At 64.4% G+C, this 13,256-nt stretch carries 13 protein-coding genes; 8 read left to right on the forward strand and 5 right to left on the reverse strand.

Going from position 1 to position 13,256, the window contains the following annotated elements:
• The first annotated feature begins 79 nt into the window (after positions 1-79).
• Positions 80-643, forward strand: a complete 564-nt coding sequence (locus tag LWC34_RS34485; RefSeq protein ID WP_233729449.1) for a Uma2 family endonuclease — start codon at positions 80-82, stop codon at positions 641-643.
• Positions 644-645: 2 nt separating this feature from the next.
• Here the strand turns inward: LWC34_RS34485 and LWC34_RS34490 are convergent, their stop codons facing one another.
• The gene (locus LWC34_RS34490; protein ID WP_233729450.1) at positions 646-1,554 is read right to left on the reverse strand and encodes a LysR family transcriptional regulator; all 909 of its coding nucleotides are present in this window, start codon (positions 1,552-1,554) and stop codon (positions 646-648) included.
• 77 nt (positions 1,555-1,631) lie between these two features.
• On the opposite strand from LWC34_RS34490, the gene LWC34_RS34495 reads away from it, so the two are divergent.
• From LWC34_RS34495 to LWC34_RS34510, 4 genes are read left to right on the forward strand one after another with little or no spacing between them, the layout of a single operon-like run.
• The gene (locus LWC34_RS34495) at positions 1,632-2,318 is read left to right on the forward strand and encodes a succinate dehydrogenase cytochrome b subunit (RefSeq protein ID WP_308200182.1); all 687 of its coding nucleotides are present in this window, start codon (positions 1,632-1,634) and stop codon (positions 2,316-2,318) included.
• Positions 2,319-2,321: 3 nt separating this feature from the next.
• Positions 2,322-4,238, forward strand: coding sequence for a fumarate reductase/succinate dehydrogenase flavoprotein subunit (locus LWC34_RS34500; protein ID WP_233729452.1), 1,917 nt, complete (start codon positions 2,322-2,324; stop codon positions 4,236-4,238).
• On the forward strand, positions 4,235-4,990 hold the full coding sequence (locus LWC34_RS34505; protein ID WP_233729453.1) for a succinate dehydrogenase/fumarate reductase iron-sulfur subunit: 756 nt from the start codon (positions 4,235-4,237) through the stop codon (positions 4,988-4,990). The genes LWC34_RS34500 and LWC34_RS34505 overlap by 4 nt, the downstream gene beginning before the upstream one ends.
• 9 nt (positions 4,991-4,999) lie before the next feature.
• Positions 5,000-5,317 carry a hypothetical protein gene (locus LWC34_RS34510; RefSeq protein ID WP_233729454.1) on the forward strand — a complete coding sequence of 106 codons (318 nt, stop codon included), beginning with the start codon at positions 5,000-5,002 and terminating at the stop codon, positions 5,315-5,317.
• Here LWC34_RS34510 and LWC34_RS34515 read toward each other — a convergent pair.
• Positions 5,284-5,940: a TetR/AcrR family transcriptional regulator gene (locus tag LWC34_RS34515; RefSeq protein WP_233729455.1), complete on the reverse strand. Its 657-nt coding sequence runs from the start codon at positions 5,938-5,940 to the stop codon at positions 5,284-5,286. The two genes, LWC34_RS34510 and LWC34_RS34515, sit on opposite strands and share 34 nt — an antisense overlap.
• Before the next feature lie 34 nt (positions 5,941-5,974).
• Between LWC34_RS34515 and LWC34_RS34520 the strand changes: the two genes are divergently transcribed.
• Positions 5,975-7,609 carry an MFS transporter gene (locus LWC34_RS34520; protein WP_233729456.1) on the forward strand — a complete coding sequence of 545 codons (1,635 nt, stop codon included), beginning with the start codon at positions 5,975-5,977 and terminating at the stop codon, positions 7,607-7,609.
• Here the strand turns inward: LWC34_RS34520 and LWC34_RS34525 are convergent.
• Positions 7,606-8,739 carry a glycosyl hydrolase gene (locus LWC34_RS34525; RefSeq protein WP_233729457.1) on the reverse strand — a complete coding sequence of 378 codons (1,134 nt, stop codon included), beginning with the start codon at positions 8,737-8,739 and terminating at the stop codon, positions 7,606-7,608. The genes LWC34_RS34520 and LWC34_RS34525 overlap by 4 nt on opposite strands.
• A 17-nt stretch (positions 8,740-8,756) precedes the next feature.
• On the reverse strand, positions 8,757-9,794 hold the full coding sequence (locus LWC34_RS34530; protein WP_233729458.1) for a methionine synthase: 1,038 nt from the start codon (positions 9,792-9,794) through the stop codon (positions 8,757-8,759).
• A 309-nt stretch (positions 9,795-10,103) separates the two neighbouring features.
• Between LWC34_RS34530 and LWC34_RS34535 the strand changes: the two genes are divergently transcribed.
• Both LWC34_RS34535 and LWC34_RS34540 read left to right on the forward strand, forming a co-directional pair.
• Complete coding sequence (locus LWC34_RS34535) at positions 10,104-10,982, forward strand: serine/threonine dehydratase (protein ID WP_233729459.1); 879 nt, start codon at positions 10,104-10,106, stop codon at positions 10,980-10,982.
• 63 nt (positions 10,983-11,045) lie between these two features.
• Positions 11,046-11,768 carry a hypothetical protein gene (locus tag LWC34_RS34540; RefSeq protein ID WP_233729460.1) on the forward strand — a complete coding sequence of 241 codons (723 nt, stop codon included), beginning with the start codon at positions 11,046-11,048 and terminating at the stop codon, positions 11,766-11,768.
• On the opposite strand, the gene LWC34_RS34545 is transcribed toward LWC34_RS34540, so the two are convergent.
• Entirely contained in the window at positions 11,765-13,165 is a 1,401-nt protein-coding gene (locus LWC34_RS34545) for an amidase (RefSeq protein ID WP_233729461.1), read from the reverse strand. The genes LWC34_RS34540 and LWC34_RS34545 overlap by 4 nt on opposite strands.
• Positions 13,166-13,256 lie beyond the last annotated feature (91 nt).

Here is a 13,256-nt window from a genome sequence, read left to right on the forward strand (position 1 = left end):
CACGGTGTACACCGACCGACCAGAACCGCTCTCGTCGTGCGACACTTCCACCTAGGCACGAGACACGAGGAGGCTGCGAATGGTCGAACTATGGCCGGACCACCTGCTGCCCCTCGACGAATGGGATGCCCTGCCGGAAGACAATTCCCGGCATTACGAGCTCGTCGAAGGGGTCCTGATTGTGACGCCCAAACCGCTGCCGACGCACCAGAGGGCGGCGCAGCGGCTGGCTTATTGGCTCGATGAGCAACTCCCAGACGGCATGACCGCCGTAATCGACATTGAAGTAACGGTCGCCGCAGATTTTCCTCCGATTGTGCGGGCTCCGGACGTGACCATCGCCTATTCGACCGCAGTCGATCAGGGCACAGCGCGAATCTCCGCAGCTGACGTGTTGTGTGCGATCGAGATCGTTTCTCCTGGATCGAAGCGAACCGATCGACTGGTCAAGCCCGTTGAATACGCTGAAGCCGGGATTCCCGCTTATTGGCTGGTCGACCTCGACGCTCCGGTATCGCTGCTGCCGCATTCGCTCAGCGACAGTTGCTATCATGCCGCCGACGAGGTCACCGACACGTTCAGCATAGATTTCCCCGCTCCAATCACGATCCGTCTCGACGATCTCACTCCGCGACGAATCTGAAATCACAGAGTCGCGACGTGCTCCACGAGCACATCACTGAAAGCACGGGCCGCGTTCGTCGGCGGCACGTCCGTACGGTGAGCCAAAGCAACAGTGCGACTCAACCCAGGCGGAGCAATGGGAATCCCGCGCAATCCCGGGCGATTGGCAAGCACCATGGAAGGCACAATCGCAACCCCCAACTCCGCCTCCACAAAACGCAACACCGCGTCCATCTCTCCGCCTTCAACAGCCAAACGCGGCTCATATCCAACGCCGCGGCAAGCCTGCAGCGTCGTCTCACGCAAGTCATATCCCTGGCGAAACATAACCATCGCACGGTCGCGCAGATCTATCAGCCGGATGGTCGGCCGATTCACCAATGGCGGCAGACTCGCCGCCGATGCCACCATCAGGTCCTCCCGCAATACTTCCCGGGTCGTCAACGCGGGATCCGGACCCTCCGGCGGGACGATGATCAACGCGAGATCGAGGTCACCGCGCAGCAAAGACCGGGACAGGTCCCGCGAACCACCCTCCTCCACAAGCAGCCGGATGCCGGGATACGCCGAGTGAAACCGGGCAAGCACATCCGCGAAAACGCTTGCGCACAAGCTAGGAGTGGCACCAACGCGCAAGCGGCCGCGACGAAGGCCGACGAGCTCAGCGACCTCATGTCGAGCCGTGTCCACATCCGCCAGGATTCGACGGGCGATGGGCAACAGGGACTCCCCTGCTGGGGTCAGCGTGACGTTGCCGCGGACCCGGCTGAACAAGGGCGTTCCGAGTTCCGACTCCAGGCTTTGCACCTGCTTGGACAGTGAGGGTTGCGCCACACCTACCTGCTCCGCCGCCCTGGTGAAGTGCTTGGCGTCCGCGACCGCCAGGAAGTACCTGAGCTGCTGCAAGGTGAGTCGGTCAACCCTTTCCATAGTCCTAGGCTATCAAATCGAGTGGTTCGATATATTGGACGACTCGTCAAGAAAAGCGCCTACTTGACCCTGTGACAGTGCTCGAACGCAGTACACCTGGCCGGATCTGGTCGTCGACCATCGGCAAGAAGGCCGTCATGGGCGTGACGGGCCTGTTCATGCTGCTGTACGTCACCATCCACATGGCCTCCAACCTCAAGATCTTCCTTGGCCGGGACAACATCGACGGATACGCGGTCTGGCTGCGGGAACTGCTCGACGGCCTGCTCGGCTACGAGGGTTTCGTCTGGATCGCCAGGGTCGGGCTTGTCGTCGCGGTCGTATTGCACATGACGGCCGCCATCCAGCTGGCTCGGCGGGCCAAGAAGGCTCGCCCGGCCGGCTACAAACACCGCGCGAAGATCCAGGCCAGCTACGCGGCACGGACAATGCGTTGGGGCGGCGTGATTCTGGCTCTGTTCATCGTCTACCACATTCTTGATCTGACTGTGGGTGTGGCGAATCCGAACGGGGTTCATCTGGCGGTGTACGACAACGTCGTCGCTTCTTTCCAGCGCTGGTACGTGGTTCTGTTCTACGCGGCCGCGGTGATCGCGCTTGGTTTCCATCTCCGGCACGGGTTGTGGAGCGCGCTGCAGAGCCTGGGGGCTTCCAGTGCCGCACGTCAGAAAGCCATTCAGACCTTCTCCTTGGGGTTCGCTTTCGTGATCACCGCGGGATTCCTGTCCGTGCCGTTCGCCGTTATCACCGGATTGGTGGGGTAGCCGATGTACACCGAAGGGGCACCGATCGCCGACCACAAGGCTCCGACTGGCCCGCTGGACAAGCGTTGGGAGCAAAGGCGATTCTCCGCGCGACTGGTCAACCCGGCAAACAAGCGCAAGCTCACCGTGATCGTGGTCGGGACTGGGCTCGCGGGCGGATCGGCGGCCGCGACCCTGGCTGAGCTTGGCTACAACGTGGTGTCCTTCTGTTACCAGGACAGTCCACGCCGGGCGCACAGCATCGCGGCACAGGGCGGGATCAACGCAGCCAAGAATTACCGCAACGACGGCGACAGCGTCTTCCGGCTGTTCTACGACACGATCAAAGGCGGCGATTTCCGCGCCCGTGAGGCCAACGTGCACCGGCTGGCCGAGGTCAGTGTCGAGATCATCGACCAATGCGTCGCACAGGGCGTCCCATTCGCCCGTGAATACGGCGGTTTGCTCGACACACGTTCTTTTGGTGGAGCACAGGTAGCCCGAACGTTTTACGCGAGAGGGCAAACGGGACAGCAACTCCTACTTGGCGCTTATCAAGCGCTGTCAAGGCAAATCAACGCCGGGCGGGTGAAAATGCACCCGCGCACCGAGATGCTGGATCTGATCGTCGACGACGGCCGGGCGCGCGGGATCGTGGCCCGCGACCTGGTCACTGGCCAGACCGAGACGCACCTCGCGGACGCGGTCGTCCTGGCAACCGGCGGCTACGGCAACACGTTCTACCTGTCCACCAACGCGAAAGGCAGCAACGCGACCGCGATCTGGCGTGCGCACAAGCGAGGCGCGTTGTTCGCGAACCCGTGCTACACCCAGATCCACCCGACGTGCATCCCGGTCAGCGGCTCGCACCAGTCCAAGCTGACCTTGATGAGCGAGTCGTTGCGCAATGACGGCCGCGTCTGGGTTCCCAAGGCACCACGGGATTCCCGGCCGCCACACATGATTGCAGAGAACGAGCGGGACTACTACCTGGAACGTATGTACCCGAGCTTCGGCAATCTGGTCCCCCGCGACATCGCTTCCCGTGCGGCAAAGAACATCTGCGACACCGGACACGGCGTCGGCCCTGGCGGGCTTGGTGTGTACCTGGATTTCGCCGATGCCATCGAGCGTCTCGGCAAGGACGCGGTCTCGGCCAAGTACGGCAACTTGTTCGAGATGTACGGGCAGATCACCGGCGAGGACCCCTACCGGGTGCCGATGCGGATCTACCCGGCCGTGCACTACACCATGGGCGGCCTCTGGGTGGATTATGACCTGCAGAGCACCATCCCCGGTCTCTTCGTGATCGGTGAAGCCAACTTCTCCGATCATGGCGCCAACCGGCTTGGCGCGTCCGCGTTGATGCAAGGCCTGGCAGACGGCTACTTCATCCTGCCGAACACGATCGGCGACTACCTCGCCGACGGCCCGTTCCCGCCGGTCTCCCAGGAGGCGATCACCCAGGTTGAGCAGGACGTGGTCGATCAGGTCGTGCGGATCCTGTCGGTGGACGGCGACCGGTCGCCTGACGACATCCACCGCGAACTCGGCCAGCTGATGTGGGACCACTGCGGGATGGAACGCTCCGAAGAAGGCCTGCGTAAAGCTCTCGAAGCGATTCCACAGCTGCGCAGGGAGTTCTGGCAACGAATCCGCGTGCTCGGCACCGGCGACGGGCTGAACCAGTCGCTCGAGAAGGCTGGCAGGCTCGCGGATTTCCTCGAACTGGCCGAGCTGATGTGTGTCGATGCCTTGCACCGCACGGAATCCTGCGGCGGGCATTTCCGGGCCGAGAGCCAGACCGAAGACGGCGAAGCCCGTCGCGACGACGAGAACTTCAGCTACGTCGCCGCGTGGGAGTACGGGCCGCAGCCCGTCCTGCACCGCGAGGAACTGCGGTTCGACAACGTCAAACCGAGTCAACGGAGTTACAAGTGAGGTTCACCCTGCGCGTCTGGCGCCAGGACAACCAGTTCGACAAGGGCACGCTGGTGATGTACGTCGTCGACGACATCACACCGGACATGTCCTTCCTCGAAATGCTTGACGTGCTGAACGAACGCCTGATCAGCGAGGGCGAGGAGCCGATCGCGTTCGACCACGACTGCCGCGAGGGCATCTGCGGCATGTGCGGCCTGATGATCAACGGCAACGCGCACGGCCCGAACAAGCTGACCACGACATGCCAGTTGCACATGCGCAGCTTCGACCCGAACGTGCCGATCACCATCGAACCGTGGCGCGCAAGGCCGTTCCCGGTGATCAAGGATCTGGTCGTCGACCGTTCGGCGTTCGACCGGATCATCGAGTCCGGCGGATACATCAGCGCGCCAACCGGCAGCGCGCCGGACGCTCACGCAGTCCCAGTGCCGAAGGCGGACGCGGACAACGCGTTCGAGGCGGCCGCGTGCATCGGTTGCGGCGCTTGCGTTGCCGCGTGCCCCAACGGTTCCGCGATGCTGTTCACGGCAGCCAAGACCACGCACCTCGGACTGTTGCCGCAAGGTCAGCCCGAGCGGTACAGCCGCGCGCTCGACATGGTCGAGACCCACGATGACCTGGGCTTCGGCGGATGCACGAACTCCGGCGAGTGCACGGTCGTCTGTCCAAAAGGGATTCCACTGGAGGCGATCGGCAGGTTGAACCGGGACGCGTTGAAAGCAGCCACGAGGTCACCGGCGAAGCACTAAACTGGGCGCGTGGAGCCTCCAGAGCTGCAGGCCAGCCCCCAGTGGCAGCGGACCGGCCACGACCGCTTCCCAGTCGCCGCCGCGGTCGATGGCAAGTGGTGGGTCATGCGGATGAACATCTTCCCCGATCACTCCCGGTGGACGTTGTTCATTGACGGCGTCGCGCGCTACGACATCGACAGCACGCCACCCACCTGGGGCAATCCCGCCGATCCCGCAGCGCCGAAGCTGGACAACGCCGACGAGGTGCTTGAACCTGTCAAGAACCTCGTGACGTACGGCAGCGAAGTCGGTCAACCGTGCGACAACCCGTTCTGCTGCGGCTGAAGCAGACCGTCCACCAGCGCCCGCAGCCCTTGCCGATACGTGTCCCGTGACGACAACTCCGGCCACCGGTCAGCGACCGCTGCCACGGTCGGCAGGTCGGTTTGCTTGAGCAACACCGAATCCCGATAGTTCGGCCGTCCCTCGGCACGGCGGCGCGCCGATCGGGCGCGGATCATGATCTCGCCAGCGGTGTAGTACCAAATGCTTCGGTAGACGTGCACGGCCTCGTCCGGTGTCCGTCCACTGTCGACAACTCCGGCCAGTATCTGTTCGACCATCCACAAAGCTGATTCGCTGACGAGGTCGTCGCCGGTGAGGACTTCGACGACCCATGGCCAACCTGCCAGGGCATCGTGCATGACGGTCGCCGCGGCGATGATCCGTTCGCGCGGGTCGCTCGGCAACTCCGGGCGCGGAATCTCGGCGGCGTAGTACTCCAGCAGCTGCAGCAGCAGGTCTTCCTTGTCGCGGACGTGGTGGTACAGCGTGGTCGGCGCCGTCCCCGTCTCCACCGCCAGCCTGCGCATCGTCAGTTTCTCCCAGCCATCCCGATCGATCAGGGTCCGTGCGGCCGACATGATCTGCGCGCGCGATGTCCGGGGTGGGCGGCCAGTTCGGGGCATGCGCACATCTTGACACCGGTGCTACTTTTCGAACATGTTCGAAAAGTTATCGGGCGGAGGAGTCCCGCTGGTCTGCCTTGCCATGTTCGGGTTGATGGCCGGGCAGCAGATGGTCAACCCGATCCTGCCGCCGCTGGCCCGTGAGCTGGGGCTGAGCGAACTGCACCTGGGGATCGTGATGACCGTCGCCGCCGCGGCTGTCGTGCTCGTGAGCCCGTTCTGGGGGCGCCGCGCGACCTCGTGGGGGCACCGGGCCGTCCTGCTCATCTCGCTGGTTGGTGCCGCTGGCGGACTGCTGGCGTTCGCCGTGATCGCGAACATCGGCACCGCGTTGGGCGTGCCCGTCTTGTTCGCGCTGATCCTGCTCACCAGAAGCGTGATCTTCGGGGTGGCGTGGGCCGCGACGCCCGTCACCGCACAGTCCTATGTGGCCGATGTGACTACTGGCGAGGCCGCGAGGATCCGGGGAATGTCGATGCTTGGTGCGGCACAAGGCCTTGGGCTTGCCATCGGCCCGGCCGCAGGCGGCATGCTCGCGATCGGCGGCCTGTCGCTGCCACTGTTCGTCGCCCCGGCGTTGATCCTGCTGATCGCGTTGGTCATCAGCGTGTCCCTGCCAAGGCCGGACAAACACCGCGAGATCCCGCCGCAGACCAAGGTAAGCCCGTTCGACAAGCGTGTCTTGCCGTTCCTGACCGCGGGATTCGGCATGTACCTCGCCTACGGCCTAGTCCTGATGACCGTCGGTTTCCTGTTGCAGGACCGGCTTGGGCTGACCGCACGGCAGACCGGCCTGGCAACGGGCCTCGTCATTCTGGCCGGTGCCGGGGTGTTCATGCTGGTGCAAGCCGCCGTCGTGCCACGCCTTGACTGGCGTCCACCACGTCTGATCAGGGTCGGCGCGGTCGTGATGACGATCGGTATGGCCACCATGGTGGTCGCGGACAGCACTGCGTTGATCACGGTCGCCATCGCGATTCTTGGCGCCGGAATGGGTTTCGGCCTGCCGGGGTTCATGTCGGCGCCGACACTGCTCGTCCAGTCGCACGAACAGGGATCGGTCGCCGGGCTTGCCGCCGCCAGCACCGGGCTGACCTTCGTGTTCGGCCCGCTCATCGGCACGGCGTCGTACGAGATCACGCCAGCAGCGCCATATCTGCTCGGCACAGTGCTGCTGATCGGCCTTGTCGTCTTCGTGTTCGCGCACCCGGGAGTCGGGCGTGTGAGTAGTCGCACGGAGTGCGAACACCATCGGATAGGGCATCCTGAACTCATGCGTCCGCACGACGTCGAGGTCGGCCAGACCTACCGGGTACGCATCACCCAGCGGGACAACCCCGCGAGGTTCATCACGGGTGATCCCAGCAAAGCCGAGGCAGACCTGCTGATGCTGTCCTGGACCTTGGAATCGACACACGAGTTCGACCTCACAGTGACCGCGACCGGACAGGAACTGAGCGGCGAGCCCGCGGTGACCGGTGTCCGCGTCGCGGAAACGTCTCGCGTCAGCACGCCGTTGCCGCCGGAGGCGGCAGAACGTCTAGGCCTGCCAACGGATGTGGACTACATCATCGAAGGTGTGCTCAAGGACGCGGTGACCGGTCAGATCGTGAGCAGGCCGACCGGCGAGACGATGACAATTCCGTGCGCGTGGCTGAAACCGCTTTAACCGCGCCAATCACTGTTCTCCAGTGAAATCACCCACGGGTCGTTCATCAGTTTGTCGGTTTCCCTGACCTCCATCAGCGCGACTTTCGCGCCCGGCCAGCCGTGCCAGCAATTGAACATCGTCATCTGCTGATAACGGGCCTTGATCCGGTCGATGATCTCGGTCGATTTCCAGGTGCCGTCGAACGGCTCGCCGGACCCGACTTCAAGCAGGGCCATCGGCCGCTCGGGGGCAAGCATGTCGGAGATGTCCTCGCTCTGCCCCTCAAGCCCGAAGCTGACCGTGTTGAGATAGCTGGTCGGTCCCATGATGTCCACGACATCGTCGCCCGGGTAGTACTTCATCCGCGGCGCGTTCCACGGCCTGGCAGGCGAGTACACCCACAGCAAGTTGTGCAGGTTCCGGGTTTCGGTCATATACGAGTACGTGTCGCGGAAGAGCTTGACCGAATCGCTCCGGCCGGTCGTGTGGTCCTGGCCCCACCAGAACCAGATCCCGTTGGGCTCGTGGAATGGCCGGAAGATCACCGTCACGCCAGCCTCGTCCAGTTCCTGCAGAATGTCGGCGATCCGGTCGAGGTCCGCGCGCCAGCGGCTGCGCGCGGGGCTTGGTTTGGCGTCGGCGAGCAACTTGGTCAAATCGCCTTTCGGCTCTGTGACAATCCCGCGGTAGGACTCCGGATCGACCTTGTCGAGGAACGGGTTCGGCCGGTGCAGATCGAACGTGACCAGGCCGCCCCTGCGCCAGTGGTCGATCAGCACGGACGTGTTCTTCGGCTTCCAGTAGCCGTCGAAGGTCGTGCCGATCAGGACAGGCGTCTTGCCGAGCTGGCGGGTCATGCCGCCGAAAAGCTTGTCGTAGTCAAAGCGCGCGTCGGCGCTGACCTGCTGACCGGAGACCACCCGCTTGCTTTCACGCTGCGGAAGCGCACTCAGCCAGGCCAGGAGTTTGTGCACGTCCGGCTTGGCTTTCGGGTCAGCTGGCCGGTTGGCCCGGCGGCCGGTCCCGGTGTCGACGGTCGGCGCCAGGGTTGGCGCGCTCGGCGGCTGCGCCGGCGGGGCGGTGCATCCCGCCGCCAGGGCAGCGGCGCCCGCAGCGAGCAGCAAGGTCCGGCGGTCGACTGGGGACATGCCGTGTATGAAACCACTCACCAGCTTTCCGGTGGTTCGACAAATGCCCTTCCGACATCACGGATCAGGCTCAGCGCCCGACGGGCCCATGTACTATCCGCCCCCGCTAGGCCACATGTCGGCGTGGGAATCGCCCGTTCGGCCAGCAGCGAGCGCGGGAAGCCGAGCCGGTCGACCAGCTCAAGCGCGGGTTTGGCGGCCTCGGCCAGTGTCGGCGGGCGGGCCGGTGTGGTGCCGGGCACCAGGCCGAGCAGCAGGGTGATGCCCGCGTCCCATGCCTCGCCCAACTGGTCGGACAGTGAAGCCGGGATGCCTTCGAGCAACGTGGCGTCAATGGCCAACGCGTCCGCGCCCGCTGCACGGAACAACCCCACCGGCGGCCGTGGCGCGCAGCAATGCACGATCACCGGCTGGTTCGTGGCTTCGCCCACAGCCTTGATGACTCCCGCGAGGACTTCACGCGCGTCAGGTTCGGCGACAGCGGGGACCATGCCGTAGCCCGACGGCGTTGACAACGCTCCTGCCAGCACAGTCGGCAGGCTCGGCTCGTCGAGCTGGACGACTACTGGTGTCTCCAGGCGACGGCTGACCTCGGCGGCGTGCACCGCGAGGCCTTCGCTGAGCGAGTCGGCGAATTCACGCAACGCGCCATGGTCCGTGAGCACGCGATGGCCGCGTGCGAGCTCTATCCCAGCCGTCAGGGTCCACGGACCTGCGGCCTGGACCTTGATCACCGGGGGACGTACGCCAGCGCGCTCGACCGCCTCTTCAAGGGCGTCGATGTCCCGTTTGATCAAGTCGACCGCGCGCCGGTGCTCATGACCTGGCCGCGCGGCCGTCCGATATCCGGACGGCACGAGCTCGATCGGCAAGTCGACCAGCAGGGCCGCGGTCCGGCCGATGATGTCCGCGCCGAGCCCGCGGGCAGGCAGCTCGGCAAGGTATGGCAAATCGGGCAATTCCCCGACGACAACGTTTGCGGCCTCGAGCGGATCGGTGCCCGGCATCGAGCCGACACCGGTGGCGGTTCCGGGAGACCATGGCGTGTTCGGCACGCCGACAGTGTGGCGGATCGGGTCCCACTCGATTTCAGCGCACCGCTATGCAGCATGGAGGTCTAGACCCATTGACGAGATGGTCTAGGCCACATACCGTCATCTCACTCGTCGCGACAACGCGCACACGAGCGGCTCCGATAAGTAAGAAATATTGGGGCCCCTGAGACGTGGTGCGGGGGGCGTGTCGCGCCCGCGCCCCCCGCGCCACACCCTCTACCTAACCACTGATCCGCCCGGCCGCCAGGCTGCATGGTCCGGTCATCGGTGGTGATCTGCGCCACCTAGCTCTAGACATAGGATGACTAGGTGGACGTTGAGCTCGCGGCAGCCAGGATCGAACCGTACGCACGCAGGACTCCCTTGCTACGGACCAAGATCGACGGCAAACCGCTCGTGCTGAAGCTTGAGCACCTGCAGCGCACGGGATCGTTCAAGTTCCGTGGCGCGCTGAACGCGTTGTTGGCAGGAGGAAAGCCCGATCGCGTGGTGACCGCGTCCGGCGGAAACCACGGCATGGCCGTCGCCGAAGCAGCGTCGGTACTGGGCATCCCGGCCACGGTGTACGCACCGGAATCGATCCCGGAGAGCAAGGCCCGCCGGATTGTCAAGGCAGGTGCCGAACTGGTCCGGGCAGGCGAAAACTACGCCGAGGCAGCGAAACTAGCCCAAGAACAGCCCGGCATGTACGTCCCGGCGTACGACCACCCGGACGTGATCGGCGGGCAGGCCACGGTCGGCGCGGAGATCGTCGCGGACGCGTCTGATGTGGACACGATCGTGGTCGCGGTCGGAGGCGGCGGGCTTGCCGCGGGAACCGCGTTGAGCGCCGACGGCCGCAAGCTGGTGACGGTCGAACCGACCAACTGCTGCTGCTTGCACAACGCGCTGGCCGCGGGCGAACCGGTCGATTCGACTGTGGACTCGATCGCCTCGTCGGCATTGGGCGCGACAAGGGTCGGCACGCTGCCGTTCGAGATCCTGCAGGCCGCAAAGCCAGACTCGGTGCTGGTCGACGACTCCAAGATCGTGGAGGCTCGTGACCTGCTGTGGGAGCAGTTCCGGCTGGCCGTCGAACCGGCCGCGGCGGCACCACTGGCCGCGTGGTTGGCCGGAGATGTGCCCGGCGACCTGCCGTGCTTGATCCTCTGCGGTGCGAACACCGACTGGCTGCCGTACGTCCCCTGACGTACCCGTAGTGACGCTCGCAGGCGGACGACGCAAGCTCGGGCAGCGGCCAGCATTAGCCGCATGAGGACCGTAGATCGCGTCGGCTACATCATCGGAGGCCTGCTGTTCCTGAGCGGGCTCGTGCATCTGGTCGTGCTCCTGATCACCGGCAGCACGTGGTTGGGCCCGTTGTCGATGCGCAAGCCCATGACCTTCGGACTGTCATTCGGGCTAACGGTCGGCGCGGCCGTATGGGCAACCTCATTCCTGCGAATCAAGCACGGCCTACGAACGTTTCTGCTGGCAGTGCTGTACGCAGCGAGCATCGTTGAGGTCGGGCTGATCACGATGCAAGCGTGGCGCGGGCATCCGTCGCATTTCAACTTCGAGACACCATTCGACTCGACGATCTCGATGACGTTGGCAGGCGGCGGTTTCGTGCTCATCGCGGTGACCATCGGATTCACGGTCGCGGCATTCCGAACCGTCCAGACCCGGACCATGCAACTGGCGCTTCGGTTCGGTTTCGCCGCACTCCTCGTGGCGCTCGCGGTGGGCGCGGTGATGATCGCGACCGGCGTAACCGCAGTGCGTTCGGGCGATCCTCAGCTCGCTTATGCCACAGCGGGCGCGCTGAAGCCAGCGCACGCCGTCCCCATGCACGCGATCCTGATCATGCCTGGTTTGGCGTGGCTACTAGGTTTCACGCGGTGGCCAGAGCAGACCCAGGTGCTGCTGATGCGGATCGCGGCGGTCGGATACGGCTTGCTGATCGCGGGCACAATCGTCTACTTCGCACTTTAGATCGGCGGAGACCAAATTTTAGTGAAGTACCAAGGGTTGGCCGTCGCGATGACGTTGCCGAGCGTGAAGACGGCCTGATCGTCGTAAGGACGGCCAACCACCTGGACGCCAGTGGGTACCCGGTTCGCCGCGAGCCCAGAGGGAACACTGAGAACAGGACACCGGCTGGCGATGTTGAACGGAATAGTCAGCGGTGCCTCAAGATTGTGGTCGAGCCGAACCCCGTTGACGACAAGAGGAGTGTCCACATAGTCCTCACCGGCCAGCAGTGCGGGTATGCCAGAAGTGGGACAGATCAACGCATCGGCGGCCTGAAAAACCTCGGCAAGGCTGTCGTGGATCTTCGCCTCGATCAGCATAGCCTCGAAGTACGTACCAGCCTCATTGGCCTTCTTCAGAAAGTCATCGGTATACCGCAAAACCGGCCGCCCCTCGGCGGCAGCCTCGATCATCGGAGCGAAGATAGCGCCATAGTGCGCCCAAGCGGCAGCCATGATCTCAGCCCGAGTCCACGGCAACTCAATCTCCTCGACGCGCACCCCAGCATCCGTGAGCGCCTCAGCAGCCCGAAGAGTGGCGGCGGCAACATCCGGCTCAACGGGATAGTCACCAAGGTTCATACACAACGCGACACGCAGCCCGTCAACCCTCCCGATCGTGAGATCAGGCGGATTCGGCAACGAAACCGGGTCCCCGGGATGCGGACCAGCAATCACGTTCTGCAGCAACGCACAATCCGGAACAGTCCTAGCCATCGGACCGTCGTGACAGTAGTTGTCCAAGTTGACCGGTGGCATGGACGGCACCCGACCGTACGGCGGCTTGAACCCGACAATGCCGTTAAAGGAAGCCGGAATCCGAATCGACCCGCCGATATCGGAGCCGGTCGCAAGCATCGCGGACCCAGCAGCGAGCGCAGCCCCAGAACCACCAGACGACCCACCGGAGGAGTACTCCAGGTTCCACGGTGTCCTGGTCACACCCCACAAATCGCTGTGAGTGAAACCCGCACAGCAAAACTCCGGCGTGGTAGTGCGAGCATGCACGATCCCACCGGCGGCCATGATCCGCTCAACGATCGGATGCGTCTGCGTCGCCACGTTGTCACGAAGCGCCTTCGCCCCCTCCCGCCACGGCAGACCAGCGATCGGATGCTCCTCCTTGATGGCGACGGGCACGCCGTCAAGCGGCCGTTCCTCACCCCGCGCGTACCGATCCCCCGCCTCCCGAGCCTGATCCAGCGCATCTTCAAAGTATCGATCGGTGAAAGCGTTGATAGTCGGTTCAGTGAGCTGAGCCCGCTCAACCACAGCAGTCATCAACTCAACCGGAGCCAGCTCCCCACTGCGAAACAAAGCGATCGCATCGGTCGCCGAGAGGTAAGCGAGATCAGCCACAGCGGGAGAGTAACTACATGAGGTGCGGTCAGAACAGCCTGACCGCCGCGTCCCGCGCGACGAGGAACCCGGCGATGGTGCCGAGGTACAG

Source organism: Kibdelosporangium philippinense (assembly GCF_021390435.2).
Taxonomy (GTDB): domain Bacteria; phylum Actinomycetota; class Actinomycetes; order Mycobacteriales; family Pseudonocardiaceae; genus Kibdelosporangium; species Kibdelosporangium philippinense.